Consider the following 21,015-nt stretch of genomic DNA (forward strand, 5'->3'; position numbering starts at 1 on the left):
CTCCTTTTTATCAACCATCGGTTATATTTAACTATATATTTTAATTATTTGTTTCTTCCGTAACGCTTTCTTCCGGAATATGTTCTTCCTCTGAATGACTTTCATCACTCTCGCCATTATGTTCCTCGCTGCTTCCTTCGTTTGCACCTTGGCTCTCCTCGGTACTATGGCTTTCTTCTATGTTTTCTCCATCATCTCTATGAGGAGTGATACCTATTGCCCCGTCAAGGTCCTTATCAATATTTATATCTGTATTTTCCTTATCCGCACCAAGTCCGGTATCCTTAATTATTTTATTGCTTATCTTGCTTACCGTCTCACTTGGCGTATAAGTATAACCCGAAATATTGCCATAAAGCATCTGATGAAGTGCTATTACATTTGATTTTAATGTAATTGGAATTACATAATCTCTTTTATGCATTTTTTTGGTATCTTTATCAAACGGGAAGCCTGTTGTTTCACTCAAATGATATTTGGATATATCTTTTGCAAAAGGTATCAAATCATCTATACCGACATTTGTGGATGTCTGAGGCAGTACCGCAACAAGAATGCTGTAAAGAGTTGAGAAATTTGCTTGTTTTGCCTTGTCAAAAGCCAGGCTCACTACCTTTCTTTGTCTCTCCGTTCTGTTAAAATCAGTATCCATAAGTCTTAGTCTTGCATAGGCTACAGCCTGTACACCGTCAAGATGGTTCATTCCGGCACGCTCCAGTTCATAAGAACCGACTCCTGTAGCCTCTACCGTCTTTGCAATAAATGAATTCATATATTTAAACTCGGCATCGGTTATCTCAAGATCAACTCCACCCAAAATATTTATCGCATCAATTACAGCCTTCCAGTTAACTGTAATATAATCCTTTATATCCAGATCCAGATTCCTGTTTAATGTTTCCAAGGCCTGCTCAGGTCCACCTTCAACATATGCCTGATTAAATTTATGGAATTTGCCGCTTTCATCTATCATAGAATACATATCTCTGTAAATAGATATCAGCTGTGTGTCTCCGGTTTCTCTGTTGACATTTATAATCATATTTACATCGCTGAGTGCACCGATTTCTACATTTCCATCCCTTGAATCCACTCCGAAAACAGCCACTGTATAGTATCCTGTTTGATTTTTTACATAGTGGAATGCAAAATAAGTTCCACCTCCGACTATGGTAAAAAGCAATATAAGGAGTATCAATCTGGTTAAGAAGCCTCTTTTCTTTTTAGGCTTCTTTACCTTTACTTCCTTTTCAACCTTTTTTACTGTTTTAGGATTTACCTTCTTTACACTTTTTTGAGTCTTTACCACTTTTTTTGTGACAGGTTTTGTTATATTCTTTTTAACAACCTTTTTTACAGTCTCTTCCCTCTGTGGATTTTGAACTCTATATGTATCATTTTTTTGCAGTATTGTTTTTTGATGACTCTTTGGCAGTGGAATCTTTATGCCTTCTGCAATTGTATCATCACTTACATTGCTCTTTATATTTCTTTCATTTTTTGTTTTTGAATGTTTATTGCCACCTATAATATTTATTTTATCGGCTTTTTTTTCTACTTTTCTTATATTCTGTCCAATCTCTTCAAGCTTTTTATTATTTTCTTTTATAGTTTTAAGTAGTTTTTCATTTTCTTCTTTTAGTTTTTCTTCTTCCCTTATTTTTTTAAGTTTCGCTAAATCTCTCAAATATTTTTCAAGATCTTCACTATCGATATCGCTAAATTCTTTGTAAAAATCTTCATCTCTCATTTTGGAGTAATTCTCCTTTCAAGAAGTATTCCCATATATTCTATCATAGATGAAAACAATATACACTACGAAAAATAGAATAATAAATGACATTTCTATAAAAAAAGGCGGGCAAGCCCACCTAAAAATATTAAATTAAACATTTAATATTTTATTTAGAAAGTGATACCCCTTTTGAACCTGTATCATCTTTATCATTTTCCATTACAGTTTCCTCTACTTTTTCTATAGTTTCAGAAGCCGCAACTTCTTCTGTATTTGTATCATTTGAGGCCATTTCTCTTGCAAGCTTTGCAGCCTCATCTACATGGCTGTATGTCTCCTCTTTAGCCTTCTTTGCATTTTCCAGATTATTTCCGCATTTAGTACAAAATCCTGCTGTTTCCGGACATTCATTTCCACAGCTGTCGCATACTATTTTATTTGATGAAGAGCTCTTACTGTCTGCGGCTTTATTTTCTGTAGCCTTACTTGCAGCGGCAGATACATTACTTGCCACATTTGTAGCTACATTTCCCGCCTTATTTAACATATCCTTGGCATAATTGGCATTCATATCAAAGGCTTTTGCATTTTCATCTATCTCTAATCTTCCGGTTATCAATATTCCATATACCGATAATACTAAATTAGCAAGCAAAATCAAAAGCAAAATCCAAACAAAAAATGTTCCTTTAAAGAAGTCCGCCTTTAAAGATGATATACCGTTCATTGAAGTAAAATGTATAAATCCAAAGGACACATTTATTAAATAAATAGTATGTACAATAATATAGCTTTTCTTCCCTGTAAAGTTTTTATTTAACACCCATAATACAATATTAGCGATAGGATAAAAAAGTCCAAGTAGAATAGCTCCTCTTAAAGCCTTTAATCCTCCGAATACAAAATCATCGCCGCTTATAAATGCAAAGCTGAAAAGTGAGAAACTTCTTTTTAAGCTTTCACCTAAATATCCCGCACCAAAATCAACCTTTACTACAGGAATAAAAAAGAATAAAGCTATCCAAATAGAAAGTATACATAATATATTTAATACGCTTAATCCTTTGTCATTCAAAATCAAATCATTATTTTTTGTTCTTTTTACATTTTTTAACATATGTTCTCCTTATCACTATGAAATTTCTTTTCCACATGATGAACAGAATTTATCACCATAATTATTCTTGGTGCCGCAATGTGGGCAAAATACCGTGTCACTTATTATATCATCAGCCACAGCAGCACTCTTTTCACTACCCTCTGCATTGATATCCTGTATCTGTGCCGATTTTTTCTTGTTCTTTTTTATAAGAAGCAATACCGCTACAACTACAGCCAAAATAACTACCGCAAAAATAGCGGCTAAAACTATAAATATTATATAGTTTGTTCTTACACTGATAAAATCAATTGTCATATGGTTTGCCATTATGAGATTTTCTCCCTTAACAACAAAATCATTCCCTTTAAATTTAGCCTCGGCACTGTCGAAAGAACCTCCAAAATAACCGTTCTTATCTACAGGTTTGCCCGCATTCTTTACCCTGTACTCATATTTTTCCACATTTCCTGAGGTAAACATTACAGGATCAAAATCGTCCGTAAAGTATATAGTCTGTTTTAAAGACAGATATCCTTTTTTATCAATATCCAGATATCCGCTATACCTCACATTACCTGTGACTTCTTCCCACATCTTCATATCCTCATCCATAGTTCCGATTGAAGATATCTTAACCTCAAGATCATTATTCTTTAATGCTATTTTATCAAGCTTTATTTTAGTATCTTTAAAAACTGTTTTAAGCTTTTCTTCAATATCTTTAACATCACCCTCATTAAAAGAATCCTTGAAAACAACATTAATGTTTCTCTTTATCTTTCCGTCAGGAGTAATATCTACTATATGCCTATACTTACTTACATCAGGCAGTATACTTATTTTTACATCTATATCAAAGGTCGAACTGTATCCGTTAAATAATAATACATTTGAACTTCCCACCCTTGCATCGGATGAAAAGCTGTCTGTATTAAAAGATGCATCAATTACACTGCCTTCATAATCATTTTCAGAGTTCATATAGTAATTGAAACGAACCGAATTATCACTATTGCTGATATAATCTTCAAGGTCTATATTTTCTGTAAGTAAATAATTCTTGGCAAACAGATGACCTTTATCAATTTGTATAGTCTGAGTTGCCTCATCACTTTCAGTGCTGCTTTCAGTTTCTTCACCGCTTTTTGACTCATTTACTGCATCCGCCTGATTACCCGAGAATGAAAATTCACTATGTTCACTCTTACCTGTAAATTTTTCAGTCATTTGCTTACATTCATCACTGCTTAAGCCCTTGCCTTCAATAGTGAAAATATGTGAAGAATCTTTTGTAACCCAAGTTCCTGTGCCTATGCTACCTACTCTTTCTTTAACAAATTTCTCTATTTCATCTTTCCCCTCATTAAAGGTGGAATCCGGAATATTAAGTTCAATGGTTCTGTCAATACTGCCGTCTTTATTTATATATGTGGTGAAATCCACATTGTTTATAGGCAGATATTTTGCATTACTTACATCTAAAATGCTCATAGAAGCATCTTTTTCATAATCATCACCATTGATGCTTAAGCTGACATAATTTGATGAAAAGATATATGACTCATATGAGGATGTGACAAAATCATTACTTATGATACCGTCACCCATCCATTTTAACAAATCATCACTGCCGAAGTTCTCCTGATAAGCAACTCCCTTTGCAAATACCGTATCCGCTCTGACAAATGTTACAGTCGGTATTATATCACTTCCTGAAGCTGAGAGTATATTTGCCACCTTTTTTTCATAATCCTCTTTTGAGGTGAAATTTATGGTGAATACAGCAACCACATGACTGTCATTTTGCTCAACAGAGGTGATTTCCATATCCTGTGGACAAAGTCCTCTTAATGTGCTCTCTACAGTCCCAAAATCCTTCTGTACATAGGATACAAAGTCCGCATTTGTTACACTGTATTTAATCACTCTGCTTCCTGCAAATGAGTCATCAAAGCTCATCTTGGTATCTACCACACCACCACAGGCGGTAAGCAGTAAAAACGCCAACAGACAAATCAGATATCTTAATTTATTTTTCATAATACTCCCTTATATTTTGATTATCATATTTATTTACCGAAATAAATGTCCAAACCGTCGGCAATACCTTTTGAAAGTCTTTTTAATTCATCTTTTCCATGATTAGATGTTTTATCTCCCAACTCTATATCTATCGACGGAATAGTTGAATAAGAGGTCTGAGTCAAATCCATAGCCATTCTTCCATTGCTGAATATTTTTGTTCCGTTTGCAGACAGCCCGTTAATAAGCGCCTTTCCCAGTGCCTCATGTTTTTCCCAGTTAGACGCCACAGGCTGCATATTTCTATATGAGTCCGCCTCAGGAACTCCCATATAAAACGCTCCCTTATCGGCTGTGGTCGAATCCCAATGAAGAGCAATATGTGCATTTGAATTATTGTTCGCTATAACTGTTCTTGCAATATTATCCAGCTGGACATCGGTATCATTACGAATCATCAATACATTATACCCTCTTGATAAGAGTTCATCCTTTAATACTTTAGCCATTTCAAATGTTACAGTGCTCTCAGTAGTGCCGTCGGCAAAGGTCATGCCCTCTGAAACCGCAATCGCTGTAGTCGCCCCCGCCTTTGTAGTACCGCTTGTCACCTTGGCACTTCCGTCAGGATGACAAAGTGTTTTCTGTGATGAACCTCCCTTTGTGCCATGACCGGCATTGACTGCTATTGTAATACCCTTGGCATTCTCCCCTGCCTTATATAATACGCTTTTTCCTGAGTTTATCTTTGAAAATGAAGCATACTGCCACTCAGGATTTAACCCGATTTCCCCGCCTTCTTTATTCTCTGAGACAGTTTCTTTTTTTGCCTCTGTCTGCTCTGTTTGTTTGCTTGTCTGCTCAAGCACCAGAGCAGACAAGCAAACATCAGGTGCTTGAGTCGTTTCTGCCTTTGTGTTTTCTGCTATTGTAGTTTCCGCCTGAGTAGTCGCAGCGGTAGTCTCAGCCACCGTACTTTCCTTTGTAGTTTCGACTGCCTTGCCGCTTTCTGATATAACTCTGTATTTTTTAACCTTGGACTGCACTCCCTTTTGTGTACTGTCTGCATATTTTTCCATTGTAACAGCTCCGGAAGTATTCTCCGCACTTTTTGTCTCTGCCGCATTACCTCCACATGCCACAAGCATGCCGGAAATAATCATGGCTGTACAAATAATTTTTATTCTCATAGTAAACCTTTTATCTTTGCAAATGTTTTTATCAACTCCACACTGCCTTCAAGTCCCAGAGTTGTACTGTTTATAGTCAAATCATAACTTCTTGAGTCAGCCCATCTCTTACTTGAATAGTAGTTGTAATAACTGGATCTTTTTTTATCCGTTTTTATCATAATATCCTTCGCTTTATTAGCCTCGATATTATTTGTCTCCATAATTCTTTTTATCTTATCCTCATCATCTCCGGTAATAAATACTGAAAATGCATTCGGATCCTCTGCCAGTGCATAATCGGCACATCTACCTACAATAATACAGGATTCTTCCGATGCAAGCTTTTTGATGGTATCAAACTGTGCCAGAAAAATCTTATGATTTATAGGCATATCCATATAGGATGATGATGTATATCCCAGTGAGTATGTGTCCATTACAAGTGAGTATAAAAATGAACTTGTCGGCTTCTCATCATGAGTCTCAAACAACTCGGCAGCCAGTCCGCTCTCTTTTGCAGCTCGATTGAGTATCTCCTTGTCATAGCATTTTATACCCAGTTGCTCGGCAAGCATCTGACCGATTCTTCTTCCGCCGCTTCCACACTGTCTACCAATGGTAATAACCAATCTTTTGTCCATATCTACCTCCTAAATAACCAATTCCTGTCTACATTTTACATTTCATAAATAAAATGCGACTACAGCTAATCTATACAGATTATTATATAACATAAAAAGCAGGATGTATATATATTTGTCATTCAATCCTAACTTTTTAGTTAGTGTTTATGTTAATATAAGCAGTATATAGCTTAATTCTTTCTAAATTTCATTAAAATTTCCTTAAAATATTCAGGCAACGGTGCCTCAAACTCCATATACTCATTTGTACTTGGGTGAATAAATCCAAGTACCTTTGCATGAAGGCATTGCCCTTTCAGCTTTGTATTTTCTTTTTTGTTTGAATATACTTCATCTCCAAGCAGGGGATGATGAAGATAGGACATATGTACCCTAATTTGATGGGTTCTTCCGGTTTCCAGCACACATTCAATATATGTATAATTATTTAATCTTTCTAAAACCTTAAAATGTGTTACAGCCCTCTTTCCATCCTTGTCCACAGTCATTTTTTTTCTGTCATTTTTGGATCTGGCTATGGCTGCATCCACCACACCCTCGTCTTCCTTTATATTTCCGCTTACTATAGCAACATATTTTCTTGTTATGCTGTGCTCAGCCAGCTGCTTTGCAATATGTTGATGTGCATTATCATTTTTACAAACTATTATAATACCCGTGGTATCCATATCTATTCTATGCACTATTCCCGGTCTTAGCACTCCATTGATACCTGAAAGATTGTCTTTACAATGATATAAAAGAGCATTTACCAAAGTACCGCTATAATGCCCTGCAGCAGGATGCACCACCATACCTTTCGGCTTATTCACCAGTATTACATCATTATCCTCATAAACTATATCAAGAGGTATGTTTTCCGGAAGTATTTCAAGCGGCTCGGGCTTTGGTATCGCCAAGGCTACTATATCACCTTCTCTCAACCTGTAATTTGCCTTTATTGTTTTACCGCCTATGGTTGTCTTCCCTTTTTTAATCAAATCCTGAATATATGATCTTGAAAAACTTTCCAGATTCTTAGATAAAAACACATCTATCCTTTTGTTTATATCCGATTCTTCTGCTATTATTTCAAAGTTATCCATCTGTCTCCAAACTAAAACTATTTTTTATAAAAATCCAATTCATTTTCTTTGTACACAAACATCAAAGAAATAAACAGTAAAAAAGTTCCCACAGTTACACAAATATCCGCAAAATTAAATATAGGAAAATTGATGGGTTTAAAATAAATAAAATCCACCACATAATTTCTTATAACTCTGTCAATAAAATTGCCCAGAGCACCTGCAAATATCAAGCCTCCACAAAATCCCAAAGGGTAATAATGTCTTTCATAAGGCATTTTAAACAGCAAATATAATATTCCTATCAAAACAATTACTGTAATTATATAAAACAATATATGCATATCCTGTAATATGCCAAATGCCGCACCCCTGTTCTCAGAATACCAGAAATACAAAATATTATCGATAAGAGGATGAGCAGGTGCACCCTTTAATTTCTTTAAAGCCTCATACTTGCTCCACTGATCTACTCCTACCAAAACCGATACCATAATCAAAAATGAAGCAAATTTATATACTATATTTTTTTGCATATGCTATTTAATGCCTCCGACATATCTTTTTTTGATACTTCCGTATCAATATAACCTTCTCCTATATTTTCCAGCAAAATAAATTTTATTTTACCTGATTCCATCTTTTTATCACTTAATGTAGCTTCTATTACATCTTGAATATTTATATCCGTTTCCGTATCCAAAGAATAGATATTCATAAGCTTAATAAGAAATTCTTTATCCTCTTGCTTTAGTTTATACTTTTTTATACATATATCAAAAGCCGCAAGCATGCCAAGCCCCACGCAATCACCATGAGAAAGTTCAAAGTTTTTCTCCCTTTCTATAGCATGCCCCAATGTATGTCCAAAATTTAATACAGCTCTTTGACCTTTTTCATACGGATCGTTTTCCACTACCTGCTTTTTTATTTTTTGGCTGCAAAAAACCATGTCCGCTAAAGTTTTAGAATCCCCCTCCAATATTTTTTTACTGTTTTGATAAAGCTTGTAATAATAATCTTTATCAGCTATCAGACCATGCTTTATTACTTCACCCATCCCTGATGAAAACTCCGATTTAGGTAATGTTTTTAAAGTATTTATATTTACATAGACAAGCTTCGGCATATAAAAAGCTCCGACCATGTTTTTGTACTGCTTAAAATCAACTCCGGTTTTGCCGCCTATACTTGAATCCACCTGTGAAAGAAGTGTGGTAGGAATCTGAATAAAATCTATACCTCTAAGATATGTTGCCGCCACAAAGCCACATATATCTCCCACTACCCCACCTCCAAGTGCAAGTAAAATATCTTTCCTGTCAAATTTGTTTAGAATCAGAGTTTCATATATTTGGGATACCGTATCCAAATGCTTATTCTGCTCCCCTGCCTCGAAGCTGTGTACAAACACATTTAAATCAACGAGTTTTTCTTTTATTTCTTCTAAATATAACGAGGCTACATTTGTATCTGTAATAATACAAATCTTCCTGCTTTCTATATTAAATTTCTCCAGTTCTTTTTTTAACTCGCAAAATCCGTCTGAAATAACAATATCATAACATGGCTTATTTAAAAAGCTTACTTCCAATCTGTTCAAATACATCTGATAATCCTTATTTAAAAATCTCTGTTTCGGCAAACAGTCTGCCTTTTTTTGATAAAGCACTTATTCCCAAAAACCTTGCTCTTCCCAGCCCTCTTACTGTAATAATATCTCCATCCTTTATCTTGGCGGAATGTGAAAAACATTGTTTTGAATTTATAAATACCTTACCGGCATCAATATATAAATTTACCTTGCTTCTTGAGATATTATATATCGAACCGATAATAGAGTCCAATCTTTCGGAAGAAATATTTATCCTTTTATTTTCAAGTCTGTTTATATTTTTCAGACTGTCTATATTTTCCTTTTCAAGAACGACCTTTGTATGCTTAACCATACTCAAATCATTGATAATAGTTTCAGACATTGTTTTAAAGGTAATGATATGGGCGGTATTATCATCAATGCATATATCCCCGATCATATGTCTTTCAATACCCAGATTCATAAGCGCCCCAAGAAAATCTCTATGTGTAAGATTATCCGCAAATTTTTTATTGCATGGGAAGATCTTTATATATTCCAACATATCAAAATCCGGTATTTCATCAAAATAAAAACAGACAATCTTTCTTTCCGCTTCAGAATAACCACCAAACATAATATTTCTTATATTTGGCAATTCATTTTGAATCTGCTCGAATATTGTCTGCTCATATAAATTTAAGAACGCCGAATATGTTACAACGTTCTTAAAATATGCCTTTCTTGCTAAATCTAAAATTTTATTTCTTAGAATTAGTTCTTCTTTTTCCAAAATTATAACCTCATACCATAACCTGAAGCATCAGCACTATTACGATCAATACCGCTTGTTCCAAGTAAATCTACAAACTCACCTGACAATCCTACATTTGGAGGTGTTACAATGAATATGCTCTCTGATATACTCTGAAGGTTTCCTTCCATATCATATGCCGCACCGCAGATAAAATCCACTATTCTCTGAGCGATAGCAGTTCTTACCTCTTCAAGATTAAGTACAACAGTCTTTCCTTCTTTAAGGCTGTCCACCACAAGTCTTGACTCCTCAACTGATGAAGGTCTAAACATAGTAACTTCCAGGTCTTTTCTTATAGGTATAACCTTATTAACTCTGGTATTCCTACTTGCTACTCTAGGCCTCATAGGCTCTTCTTCTTCCACTTGCTCGCTTGCGTTTTTGATTTCAGAATCATCTTCATCTTCATTATAATCTTCAATTTCGATCATATCATCGTCAAATGATTCATCATCGCTTTCACTAACTCGCAAATAACTTTTGATCTTGTCAAAAATATCCATCTTCACACGCTCTCCAGTTCTAATTATTTTTATCTTTTCCCAAATATTCCTGTACCAACTCTTAACAAGTTTGCTCCTTCTTCAAGAGCCACAATATAATCGCCGGACATTCCCATTGATAAAAATTCTACCTCTACATTATCATAGTTTTTATCAATTATGTCAACAGACAATTTTTTTAATTTCTTAAAATTTTTTCTGTTTTCTTCTGAATTTTCTACATTTGGGGCAATTGTCATCAATCCCTTTATATGTAAATTCTTATATCTTGCAAATATAGGCAAAATTTCTTCAAGTTCTTCCTCTATAAATCCATATTTCGAAGCCTCTTTTGCAATATTTATTTCCAGCAATCCGTCTACATGAATCCCCTTTTTTCTTGCCTCGGTATCTATTGTATCTGCCAGCCTTATACTGTCAATAGAATGTATCAAGACCGTATTTCCAAGGAGCTGCCTCACTTTATTGGTCTGCAAATGTCCAATCATATGCCATCTTACATCATCCGGCAGTTCTTCTTTTTTTCTCAGTAACTCCTGTACCTTGTTCTCACCGAAATCTCTTACACCGCTTTCATATGCTTCCATAATAAGTTCATTCGGCTTTGTCTTACTTACGGCAATAAGAGTAATATCGTCTAAGTTTCTATTACTTCTTTCACAGGCGTTATTCATTTCATCTCTGATATTTTTTAAGTTATCCTTAACCATATTCTCTCCTATTGGTAAATAAAATCCCCCTCTTTATAGTTATCGGGATTTAATAAAATATGATCATATACCTTCAGACCATATTTTGTTCCCTTATCTACAATATAAAACTCTTTGTTTGAGCCAATTATATCAATTGTTTTAAATATAGTATAGCCTTTATTTATATTATAAACTCCCAATAATTTTTCTTTATTTGAAACCTCAAATATTTCATTTGAATCCGGTTTTATCAATTTATCACCTGATGCTATATCTTTATTTTCTGTACTTATATAACAGTTTACATCGGTTACCTTTATTATTTCAGCCGGTACAAATACAGTGGAAACATTACCGTCCTTATCCACCTCCTTATAAAAGCCGTCACTTACACCGTCTCCACCCTTTGCTATGAAATCAATAGGTATAGTATAAAAATCTTTTTCAAGCACCGATCTTGAAGGTATTTTTAAACCGTTAACTGATGATGACTGAATGTCAAAATCTGCATATCTGTTTGATATGAATTGTACCATATATTTATCAAATGTCAATTTCCCCAGACTATAACCGTCTTTTGTTTCTACAACTGAATAATCTCCGGTAAGTATTAAACCGGTTGACTTAAATTTCACAGTTAATGTTTTTTTCTCGGCATATAATTCTTCTTCGCCCTTTTCAAACTCAAAATATATGCTCCAGGATTCACTGTGTACAACTCTGTATATTCTTGTCCCTTCCTCTACAAGCTGTTCATTTTTTACATAGCTTACAGCATGCTTGGAAGAATCAAAATCGCTTTTAGTCAAATCCTCTTCTTTTTTTTCCGCAATATCATCCATTGCATATGATACCTCACCCGATGCCGGTGAAGTCACCACATTTAAGCTTAATCCGTTTTCATTTGAAATATTATCTATGTTTTCTATATTTATAATATTGGAATGTTCACTGGCAGCATTGTCAAGCAGGTACTTCGTATCATATACATATTCAAAATCGGAATCCGAATAGTTTGAAGTAAAATTCGATAATTTCTTCTTCATTTCAATAACACTCGAATCCGATACCGTATCCTCTTTACCGGCTGATGCCTCCATCAATTTTTTTAAATCCCCTGTTGCATCAAGAGAATATACTCTGCTTCCCACGGCCGCCCTTTTCCCGTCCCTCATATATATATTTATATATCCGCCGGCAGGTGCCACTTCCACGCTTTCATCTCTTAATATAATTCCTGTATGAGTCTTATTCTCCGCCATACTTCCTTCCACAACTTCATTATATATTACCTTCTTTCTTGTAATAAGTTTGATAAAATATACCGATGTATACAGTAAAAGAAGTGAGAATATTATAATACCCACATTTAAATTTCTTCTTTTTTTATAGGGAATAATTTTTTTAGATTTTGCCAATTTTATTCTCCTTAAAAATGCAAATAGAGCCTTTCTTGCATAAATACAAGTCTCTACATTATACTGTACATAAATATTTTTTTCAATTGATTTTAAAAATAGCAGGTTCAAATCGAACCTGCTATTATCTATTAACTCAAATTTTTAAATATTTATAAATAATTTGATGTTTTCTTTTTTATAATTCTACAGTAACATTCTTCTTTGCATTTTCAGGCAAAGCGGAAGCATCCATTGAAACGCTTAAAACAAATGTAATTCCGTACTTCTCACCCAATGTCTCTATACGATCTATTGTAGAAGTGATATCAGAACCCTCAAGAACTGCCAACTTCAAAAAACTGTCCAAAAATATAGCCTCAATATCATGATCTGATGAAATAAGTCCTGCCAAAAATCCTACAAAACCGTCTGCCGACATAATAGGAAATTCGCTGACATTAACAAGTCTTATCTTATTGTTGAGCTCATACATATGCTTTGAACTCTTATCAAGATAAATAACTGAGCCATTCGCTTTTGAAATAGCCTCATTAGCTTTTTCAAGTAAAATTTTTGTTTTTCCCTTACCCTTCTCTCCTGCAATAATAGAAACCATGGTAATGCCCTCCTTAAATTTACTGTTATCAAATATAAAATAAATATATAAATATTATAAAATAATAATAGGAATAGTGCAATGCTATTTATTGATTTTAAAAAGAAGTTTAGACATATTGTCATACAAGTCAGCCCTGTTTTTAGACTTCAAAACCACTGAAATATACCTGCTTCCTTCTTTATTTTCACTGCATATCACAAGACAGCTTCCTGCCGCCAAAGTGGTTCCGGTCTTACCCGCCTCAACCACCAGTCCTCCCGGTGTAGCAACCTGACCGGTTAAATATCTATTCCCGTTTCTCCAGCTTTTGGTAACCTCACTACCGTCTGCCGCAATATATGATACATTATAAGATGCAGTTCCCGCATAATTTAAAAACCTGCTATCCTTTAGCGCCTCATTAAATATAAGATACAAATCATATGCGGTAGTATAATGATTTTCATCAGATAAACCATGTGCATTCATAAAATTGGTATCCACAGCACCGATTCTTTTTGCTTCATCATTCATCATTCTTACAAAATTATCCACGCTTCCGCCTATATGTACCGCTATTGCATTGGCTGCATCATTTCCGGAAGGCAGCATCAGCCCGTATAAAAGCTCATCAAGTGTAAGCTTATCTCCGGGATTTAAGCCGGCAAGACTTGCACCCGCCTCGCTTATAACGCTTTCCTCAGGAACCGTTATTTCATCTGATAAATTACCGTATTTTAATGCCACCAAAGCCGTCATAACCTTAGTTGTACTGGCAGGATACATCCTTTTTGTAGCGGCTTTGGATGCCAAAAGACTACCCTCAGTGCTTACAAGTATTATGCTTTCAGAAGATATATCATCCACATCAATATTTTCATCCGTAGGTAGGGCAAGCTTCTTTGCAATGGGTGAAATTTCCATATTTATATCAAGGGTTGACAACCTGGCTGAAAAATCATAACGGGTAATCATAAATTGATAATAATAAACCGCACCTATAATCAAAGCAAGCACTATGCAAAGCGGAATAAATATATATATTTTGTTTTTGACTTTTCTGCCTCTTTTGATATAATCCGCCATGAGATCTATCTATAAGCCTCTCTGAACTCAAAATCGCCTCTGTCAAGTGCCATAATCAAAAGCTCGGCTGTAGCAAGATTGGTTGCCAACGGGATATTATGTGTATCACAAAGTCTCATAACCTTGTCCGCATCAGGCTCATGGCTCTTTTTTGTAAGCGGATCTCTTAAAAAAATAACCAAATCTATATCATTGTTCTCTATCTGGGCACCCAATTGCTGTTCACCGCCTAAATGCCCCGCCAAATATCTATGTATATTTAAGTTGGTAACTTCTTCTACCAATCTTCCTGTAGTACCTGTCGCTGATAAATTATGTTTGGATAAAATACCCCTATATGCAATACAAAAATTCTGCATGAGCTTTTTCTTAGCATCATGTGCGATCAAACCTATATTCATCTTTCCCTCCAAATTTTAGTTTTTGCCCTGTCTTACAGCCACACTCGCAACCAATCCCACTCCAAGATACAAGCTCAAAAGAGAGCTGACTCCGTAACTTATAAAAGGAAGAGGTAAACCTGTATTGGGAAAAAGTCCCGTTGCAACCGAAATATTTGTAAAGCTTTGAAAGCCTACCAAAGCCGCAAAGCCTACACAAACCAATTTACCCTCTAAATCCTTTGCTTTAGAAGCAAGGCGAAAACATTCAATAACTATAAATGCAAAAAGCACAATTACTACCATACTGCCGACAAAACCAAGTTCTTCTCCTATTACGGCAAATATAAAATCTGTTTGATCCTGAGATATAAAATTGCCGTTTTTAACAGAAGCAAAAGTATTGTTATTAAGTCCCTTCCCCATCATCTGTCCTGATGAAATAGCCATAATAGAGTTGTCCTGCTGTACATTTATGTCTGCATACTTATTCGGATATATCCATCCAAGTATTCTGTTTGCCTGATAGCCCCTCAAAAAGGGCACGGTGTTACTCAGCAATAAAAATATAAATATTGCTGCTGATGGTATTACAAATGCAATACTGCCAAGCACCCATTTATAACTGATACCTGAGATAAACAACATACTGAGTAACATAATAATTACAACAATAGTGGTTGATAAATCAGGCTCTTTTAATATTAAAAAACAGGGCACAGCAGCAACTGCGGCAAATACAAGTAAAAAAGAAATTCTGTCAATATCCTCCTGATGTTTGCCCAAAAAGGCCGCTACAAATAAAATCATACCAATTTTGACTATTTCAGAAGGCTGTAGCTGTCCAATAACCGGTACTTTAATCCATCTTACCGCTCCGGCTCCCTCGGGTGCATACCCGAAAACAAGCACCGCAAGCAATAAGATAATACATATTCCATATACAATCCACATTAGTTCCATTATTTTCCTGTAATGTATAAAGGAAATAAACACTACAAGTACAAGACCGAGAACAATGCCGAATATCTGTTTGGCAACCATTCCCTTATCTCCTCCTGTGGCACTGGAAATAACCAGTACACCTATAGTATTTAAGACCACAATATACAATAATAGTCTAAATGGAAAATATTTAAGTTTAAAACCGTCTAACATTCTCTACTCTCCAAATTCTACACGAATTTAGCAAAAAAATCCAGTGTTTTTTTGAAAATTAACATCTTTTCTATTAAAATTAATCCCCAATTCTGACATCACTTACATCATGTGCACTATTATTTAGTATATAATCCAAACTAATTTGATTATAATAATATTTATAGATATTCTTGGCAATAACTGCCGCATTTGTTGATGAATATCCATACGGAATATTAACGGTAACCGCTATTTCAGGACTTTCAAAAGGAGCGAATGATATGAAGAACGCATGGTTTCCTCTGCTCTTTGACTCCTGTGCGGTACCTGTCTTTCCTGCGATATTTACATTCACATCAGTAAACAGTCTTCTGGCGGATCCGTTTTTTATAACCCTGAACATACCTTCTTTTACATTTGCCCAAGTTTCCGGGCTTACATTCACATGAGTTCTTGACTCCGGGGTATAATCCTCCAATACATTCCCGTACTGGTCACATACTTTATCTAAAAGACTCAGTTCAAAAACTGTTCCCTGATTTGCAATAGTTGCCACATATCTTGCAAGTTGAATATTTGCAAATGAATGATTACCCTGTCCGATTGATGACTGTTCAGGGTTTATATCCGAAATCTGCGGATCATTTTCTGTTATCTCCACTCCCGACTTATGATCAAGCCCGAACATTGAAGCGTATTTTTTTAGCCTTTCAATACCGAGTTCAGCAGAATATTCGCCATTTGCATCCATAGAAAGTCTGTGTCCGGTCTCGGCAAAGTAAACATTACATGAATCCTGTATTGCCTTTACAACATTTTCGTTTCCATGGCTGCTTGGATAGATCCAGCATTTTATCGCAGGATTTATGGTATTGTAAATACCCGTACATAGTACGGAATCTGTAGAATTTATAACCTTTTCTTCCAATCCCGCTATTGCAGTAATAGGTTTAAAGGTAGAACCCGGTGCCTTTTTTGTCTGAGTTGCATTATTGTATAAAGGCAAACTCTCATCCGCCAATAATTTATTAAAATAAGCCACATCCATTGAATTTGCCAATCTGTTATTGTCATATCCCGGATATGATACCAATGCTCTTACCTCACCGGTATTTACATCGGTAACCACCGCACCGGCAGAACACGGATCAAGCGCCAGCTGTGCCGGAGTTATTTCTATTCTTGAAATCTTATCAATAAAGAAAGAAAAAGCATAACCCTCTCCTCCGGCTGTAAGCTGCGCATATGCGACCTCATCCGTAGCCAAAACTCCCTGATCAAAAAGTGCCAGGCAGAGTTCTCTTCCGGTAACAATATTATTTCTTATCAAATATTTATAAATAAGTTTATCAAATTCGGAATCCTCTCTAAGCATATTTCCGATATATTCCACAAGAGTATTATAAATATCTTCCGCACTTGAATAATTGCTTTCATTAAAAAACACGGTTGTATCGATATATCCGCTTGAGATTCCTATAAAAAGGTAATCCCTGAGTGATGTTGTTTCATCTCTCCATGCCTTATAGACTTCGGATTTTTCATCTATATTATCTTTTTTTAATATATTTTTCTTGGAAAGTGCTGAATGAATATAATTTAAATATGCCTTTGTATCCTCGGGCAAAGCCCCCATCACTGTCGGAGCCGCTGCTGTAAGCTCATTATTTATCGCAACCAGTATATTTTCCTTATGTGCATTTAACTTCCCGTTTAAGTTTTGTTCTGTGGCTGATGCATCCTCTTTACCGAAATGCGTTGTATCCAGCACATTATTTCCTATAAGCTGGTAATATGCATCCTTTACAGGTATAAGCCTATGTGTAGAGTCTGTATTTTCAGTATTCGGATTGTCCTCATTTACAATTTTGCTTGCAAGAACACCTGCCAATTGCTGCTCCACCAAATGATATGTTGCTATTTGCAAATTCTTATCAATGGTCAGATATACATCATTTCCGGCACCCGACTCCACTTCACTTATAGTCTCCATAATTCTTCCGACATTATCAACTATCATAGTCTTTGAACCCTTTGAGCCCTGCAAGGTGGTCTCCATGCTCTCCTCAATACCGATTCTTCCTACGATATCATTTAATGTATAATCATGTCTTTCCTTTAAAAGTTCCTCCAGCTTATCATCCGGAACTTTACCGGTATATCCGATAATATCAGAAAAATATACAGCATCATTATAGACTCTTAATGTATCATTTTCTACATCCACACCTATAAGCAAAGCTGTATTCTCCATGATATCAATCTTTGTTTCTTCTGATACATTGGTAGCTATTATAGTAGGTTCAAATCTCCTATAAAGCTTTTTACCTATCTCATATCTTACATTTATTAGATCTATTTTATCCTGACCTGACAAATCATAGACATTTCCGTCACTATCCGTCATTTCATCAAGACCGTATGTTTTTAATTTCTTTTCAACCATTTCAGCCGCCGTAATATCCGAAGGATACTTTCCCGCCTTATCATCCAACTCATCTGTTGTTTTTAGACCGTACATATCGGCAATAAATCTTAATCTGGCTGAATCCGATTTGGTGGTATAATAAAACTCTCCGTTTTCATCTACAGCCACCAAAAAATCGCCGTCTATTTTTTCATCATGCTTTCTTAAAATCTGTACCAATCGGTAGTACATATTATTTTTATCATTTACTTTTTTATAGTATCCACCATCAATGACAGTTACTGTATATGAGAGTTTATTATATGCTAAAAGATTTCCGTTTCTATCATATATATTTCCTCTGGCACCTGTAGTTACTACTGTTTTCTTTATCTTTTGTACATATTTATCCTGAGCTTCCTTACCATTGACAATTTGCATTGTAAACAGCTTTGATCCGAGGATAAATACCATAAACAAATATATTACACCCAGTATAAAAAGTCTGGAGGATTTTATCTTTTCAAAAAAGTCCTCTAAAAATTCTTTAAAATCCCTTATCACTGATTTTTTCCTCTACTGTCCAAAACTCTAAGTTTTTTATTATACCAAAGCAAAAACCTGTACAGTAATAATGTAAATATAAGCGTAATTATTACTTCAGGTATTACAATATTTTTTAAATAATACAAAACATCATATTTTTCTCTGATAAAAAATCTGAATATATAAATAAACACATTATACATAATTTCACTTATCGTGCATACTATAAAAGGCAGGAATATATACTCCTCATAAAAATATGCAGTGAGCTTTCCGTTCACAAATCCGATCCATAAGAATAAAAGTGTAAAAAACCCGAACGGACCTGAAAAATATAAATCCATCAAAATACCGCATATAACGCCATACAGCATCCCCTCTTCCACTCCCAGACTGAAGCCATAGGTAAATGTAAGTATTATAAGAAGATTCGGTGCGGCATATAAAAAAGGTATAAACGGAAAAATACATATTTGAAGTGAAAATGCAAATATAATAAAGGCTATATTTACTATTATTCTTCTCATTTAATCACTCACTTCCTTTACTCCGGTTATTACAAGTACCTCAGATATTGTATCAAAGTTCACTATAGGTATTATATATCCGCTCTTTGTAAGTCTTGAAGAATCATCCTTTAAATCCCTTGCATAACCTATCAATATATTCGGTAAATACTTTGTAGAAACATTTGAAGTGACTATCATATCACCTTCAATAACATCCGCATCAGACTTTATATCCTTTAAAAGCAACCTTCCTTCATTGTAAAGTTCCAGATTTCCGTCCACTCTGCAAAGTGAACCTGTTCGCAAAGACATGGCACTGACTCTGGATATATCATCTATAACAGATCTTACATTCGCATAGTTTTTGCCCACATCGGTTACTATACCTATCAAGCCGCCATAGCCTATAACATTCATATCTACAGCTATGCCGTCCTCACTGCCCTTGTCTATGGTAAATGTAGAGAACCACTTTGTACTGTCCTTTGCAACCACTCTGGCTCCCACCTTCTCATAATCCGAATAACTCTCATCAAGCTTATACAATTCTCTCAATCTTGCAAGCTCCCCATTATCCGCCATCAACCTGGTGTTTTCCATAGTTAGTTCATCTATTTTTTTATTAAGCTCTATATTTTCATTAATTGCACTATGTATTTTTCTTTGTTCTTCTATACTATCATATATTGCCCTGCCGGCAGTATTTACGCCTGATTGGACAGGCAATAGTACTATTCCTACCGCCTGCCTCAAAGGCAAAATAATAGAATCATTAAACGAAGTAATTCCTATAAGAACGATACTAATTATACTTAAAATTATCAGTACAAGTCGGTTTCTAGATTCCATCAAATAATCCCCTGTTCCTTAAAGCTGTAATAGCAATTGTCGCCTATAACTATATGGTCTACAAGCTCTATTCCAATACTATCCAAGGCTTTATTTATATCTTTTGTTATATCTATATCCGCCTTACTGGGTGACGGATCTCCACTTGGATGATTATGCAGCAAGATAACATTTACCGCAAGATGTTTTAAACTTTCTATCAAAATCTCTCTGACAGAAACTAAAGATGCATTCACCGTGCCGACTGAAATCACCATATCTGAAATAGGTTTCTGCTTTGTATCCAAAAAAATGATCCTAAGCTCCTCCACTTCCAGATGCCTGATGCTCTCCTTGTAATAATTTGCAACTGTCTCGGGAGATGAGAAAGATATACGGTTTTTAGTATTCTTTCGCTCCCATGCCCTTTTGCAAAACTCTCCAAGTGCCAGTATCTGCACAGCCTTTACCTTGCCTATGCCCTTGATCCCAAGCAGATTATCAATATTATGGTGAAAAATACTATGTATACCAAAACCCTCACCATTACCCTCAAGAATTTTATAAGCAAGATTTACAACATTGATATCCTTTGTTCCGCTTCTGAGTAAAACTGCCAAAAGTTCAACATCTGTAAGTGACTCCACTCCATACTCCAATGCTCTGTCATATGGCCTTTGTTCCGGCGGCAATTCTTTTATTTTTCCCATAAAGCCCTTTCCGCTCTCCAAGCATGAAAGGCATTTTTATTTTATCACAAAATATAAAAGTAATTAATTAATATTTTGTGA

The 21,015-nt window shown here is 35.2% G+C and carries 20 protein-coding genes; all 20 read right to left on the reverse strand.

Annotated elements, in window-relative coordinates; genetic code table 11:
* Positions 1-40: 40 nt before the first annotated feature.
* The 20 genes from J4O15_RS08225 to radC all read right to left on the reverse strand — a co-directional run bounded on the left by J4O15_RS08225 (position 41) and on the right by radC (position 20,934).
* Entirely contained in the window at positions 41-1,750 is a 1,710-nt protein-coding gene (locus J4O15_RS08225; RefSeq protein ID WP_208100411.1) for an LCP family protein, read from the reverse strand.
* 151 nt (positions 1,751-1,901) lie between these two features.
* Complete coding sequence (locus J4O15_RS08230) at positions 1,902-2,852, reverse strand: zinc ribbon domain-containing protein (RefSeq protein ID WP_208100412.1); 951 nt, start codon at positions 2,850-2,852, stop codon at positions 1,902-1,904.
* Positions 2,853-2,867: 15 nt separating this feature from the next.
* Complete coding sequence (locus J4O15_RS08235; protein ID WP_208100413.1) at positions 2,868-4,877, reverse strand: zinc ribbon domain-containing protein; 2,010 nt, start codon at positions 4,875-4,877, stop codon at positions 2,868-2,870.
* Positions 4,878-4,906: 29 nt separating this feature from the next.
* The gene (locus tag J4O15_RS08240) at positions 4,907-6,049 is read right to left on the reverse strand and encodes an N-acetylmuramoyl-L-alanine amidase family protein (protein WP_009218476.1); all 1,143 of its coding nucleotides are present in this window, start codon (positions 6,047-6,049) and stop codon (positions 4,907-4,909) included.
* On the reverse strand, positions 6,046-6,672 hold the full coding sequence (locus J4O15_RS08245; RefSeq protein ID WP_009218475.1) for a cytidylate kinase-like family protein: 627 nt from the start codon (positions 6,670-6,672) through the stop codon (positions 6,046-6,048). The genes J4O15_RS08240 and J4O15_RS08245 overlap by 4 nt, the downstream gene beginning before the upstream one ends.
* A gap of 173 nt (positions 6,673-6,845) precedes the next feature.
* The gene (locus tag J4O15_RS08250; RefSeq protein WP_208100414.1) at positions 6,846-7,760 is read right to left on the reverse strand and encodes an RluA family pseudouridine synthase; all 915 of its coding nucleotides are present in this window, start codon (positions 7,758-7,760) and stop codon (positions 6,846-6,848) included.
* Positions 7,761-7,777: 17 nt separating this feature from the next.
* Entirely contained in the window at positions 7,778-8,278 is a 501-nt protein-coding gene (gene lspA, locus J4O15_RS08255) for a signal peptidase II (protein WP_009218473.1), read from the reverse strand.
* Positions 8,263-9,351: a 3-dehydroquinate synthase gene (gene aroB / locus J4O15_RS08260; RefSeq protein ID WP_208100806.1), complete on the reverse strand. Its 1,089-nt coding sequence runs from the start codon at positions 9,349-9,351 to the stop codon at positions 8,263-8,265. The genes lspA and aroB overlap by 16 nt, the downstream gene beginning before the upstream one ends.
* 10 nt (positions 9,352-9,361) lie before the next feature.
* Positions 9,362-10,111, reverse strand: a complete 750-nt coding sequence (locus tag J4O15_RS08265) for a YlmH/Sll1252 family protein (protein ID WP_208100415.1) — start codon at positions 10,109-10,111, stop codon at positions 9,362-9,364.
* Positions 10,112-10,113: 2 nt separating this feature from the next.
* The gene (locus tag J4O15_RS08270) at positions 10,114-10,638 is read right to left on the reverse strand and encodes a cell division protein SepF (RefSeq protein ID WP_009218470.1); all 525 of its coding nucleotides are present in this window, start codon (positions 10,636-10,638) and stop codon (positions 10,114-10,116) included.
* Positions 10,639-10,667: 29 nt separating this feature from the next.
* Complete coding sequence (locus tag J4O15_RS08275) at positions 10,668-11,348, reverse strand: YggS family pyridoxal phosphate-dependent enzyme (protein ID WP_208100416.1); 681 nt, start codon at positions 11,346-11,348, stop codon at positions 10,668-10,670.
* Between the two features lie 8 nt (positions 11,349-11,356).
* A complete protein-coding gene (locus tag J4O15_RS08280; RefSeq protein WP_208100417.1) occupies positions 11,357-12,748 on the reverse strand; it encodes an HlyD family efflux transporter periplasmic adaptor subunit in 1,392 nt (463 codons plus the stop codon).
* A gap of 178 nt (positions 12,749-12,926) precedes the next feature.
* Positions 12,927-13,346: a hypothetical protein gene (locus J4O15_RS08285; protein WP_009218467.1), complete on the reverse strand. Its 420-nt coding sequence runs from the start codon at positions 13,344-13,346 to the stop codon at positions 12,927-12,929.
* Positions 13,347-13,430: 84 nt separating this feature from the next.
* The gene (locus J4O15_RS08290; protein WP_208100418.1) at positions 13,431-14,414 is read right to left on the reverse strand and encodes a D-alanyl-D-alanine carboxypeptidase family protein; all 984 of its coding nucleotides are present in this window, start codon (positions 14,412-14,414) and stop codon (positions 13,431-13,433) included.
* A 5-nt stretch (positions 14,415-14,419) separates the two neighbouring features.
* The gene (locus tag J4O15_RS08295) at positions 14,420-14,815 is read right to left on the reverse strand and encodes a methylglyoxal synthase (protein ID WP_007591595.1); all 396 of its coding nucleotides are present in this window, start codon (positions 14,813-14,815) and stop codon (positions 14,420-14,422) included.
* Between the two features lie 15 nt (positions 14,816-14,830).
* Positions 14,831-15,952, reverse strand: a complete 1,122-nt coding sequence (locus J4O15_RS08300; RefSeq protein WP_208100419.1) for an FtsW/RodA/SpoVE family cell cycle protein — start codon at positions 15,950-15,952, stop codon at positions 14,831-14,833.
* A gap of 79 nt (positions 15,953-16,031) precedes the next feature.
* The gene (locus J4O15_RS08305) at positions 16,032-18,905 is read right to left on the reverse strand and encodes a penicillin-binding transpeptidase domain-containing protein (RefSeq protein ID WP_208100420.1); all 2,874 of its coding nucleotides are present in this window, start codon (positions 18,903-18,905) and stop codon (positions 16,032-16,034) included.
* Positions 18,902-19,414: a rod shape-determining protein MreD gene (mreD, locus tag J4O15_RS08310; protein WP_009218463.1), complete on the reverse strand. Its 513-nt coding sequence runs from the start codon at positions 19,412-19,414 to the stop codon at positions 18,902-18,904. Before mreD ends, J4O15_RS08305 begins: the two co-directional genes overlap by 4 nt.
* Positions 19,415-20,245, reverse strand: coding sequence for a rod shape-determining protein MreC (gene mreC / locus J4O15_RS08315; RefSeq protein WP_009218462.1), 831 nt, complete (start codon positions 20,243-20,245; stop codon positions 19,415-19,417).
* Positions 20,245-20,934, reverse strand: coding sequence for a RadC family protein (radC, locus tag J4O15_RS08320; protein WP_009218461.1), 690 nt, complete (start codon positions 20,932-20,934; stop codon positions 20,245-20,247). The genes mreC and radC overlap by 1 nt, the downstream gene beginning before the upstream one ends.
* Positions 20,935-21,015: the final 81 nt, after the last annotated feature.

Origin of the sequence: Lachnoanaerobaculum sp. Marseille-Q4761, assembly GCF_017565785.1 — a bacterium.
Classification (GTDB): domain Bacteria; phylum Bacillota; class Clostridia; order Lachnospirales; family Lachnospiraceae; genus Lachnoanaerobaculum.

Coding starts and splice junctions, on each gene's coding strand:
- J4O15_RS08290 (WP_208100418.1), bottom strand. CDS start 14,414: ATGGCGGATTATATCAAAAGAGGCAGAAAAGTCAAAAACAAAATATAT.
- J4O15_RS08230 (WP_208100412.1), bottom strand. CDS start 2,852: ATGTTAAAAAATGTAAAAAGAACAAAAAATAATGATTTGATTTTGAAT.
- lspA (WP_009218473.1), bottom strand. CDS start 8,278: ATGCAAAAAAATATAGTATATAAATTTGCTTCATTTTTGATTATGGTA.
- J4O15_RS08300 (WP_208100419.1), bottom strand. CDS start 15,952: ATGTTAGACGGTTTTAAACTTAAATATTTTCCATTTAGACTATTATTG.
- J4O15_RS08275 (WP_208100416.1), bottom strand. CDS start 11,348: ATGGTTAAGGATAACTTAAAAAATATCAGAGATGAAATGAATAACGCC.
- radC (WP_009218461.1), bottom strand. CDS start 20,934: ATGGGAAAAATAAAAGAATTGCCGCCGGAACAAAGGCCATATGACAGA.
- J4O15_RS08285 (WP_009218467.1), bottom strand. CDS start 13,346: ATGGTTTCTATTATTGCAGGAGAGAAGGGTAAGGGAAAAACAAAAATT.
- J4O15_RS08250 (WP_208100414.1), bottom strand. CDS start 7,760: ATGGATAACTTTGAAATAATAGCAGAAGAATCGGATATAAACAAAAGG.
- J4O15_RS08245 (WP_009218475.1), bottom strand. CDS start 6,672: ATGGACAAAAGATTGGTTATTACCATTGGTAGACAGTGTGGAAGCGGC.
- J4O15_RS08295 (WP_007591595.1), bottom strand. CDS start 14,815: ATGAATATAGGTTTGATCGCACATGATGCTAAGAAAAAGCTCATGCAG.
- J4O15_RS08225 (WP_208100411.1), bottom strand. CDS start 1,750: ATGAGAGATGAAGATTTTTACAAAGAATTTAGCGATATCGATAGTGAA.
- aroB (WP_208100806.1), bottom strand. CDS start 9,351: ATGTATTTGAACAGATTGGAAGTAAGCTTTTTAAATAAGCCATGTTAT.
- mreD (WP_009218463.1), bottom strand. CDS start 19,414: ATGAGAAGAATAATAGTAAATATAGCCTTTATTATATTTGCATTTTCA.
- J4O15_RS08240 (WP_009218476.1), bottom strand. CDS start 6,049: ATGAGAATAAAAATTATTTGTACAGCCATGATTATTTCCGGCATGCTT.
- mreC (WP_009218462.1), bottom strand. CDS start 20,245: ATGGAATCTAGAAACCGACTTGTACTGATAATTTTAAGTATAATTAGT.
- J4O15_RS08270 (WP_009218470.1), bottom strand. CDS start 10,638: ATGGATATTTTTGACAAGATCAAAAGTTATTTGCGAGTTAGTGAAAGC.
- J4O15_RS08235 (WP_208100413.1), bottom strand. CDS start 4,877: ATGAAAAATAAATTAAGATATCTGATTTGTCTGTTGGCGTTTTTACTG.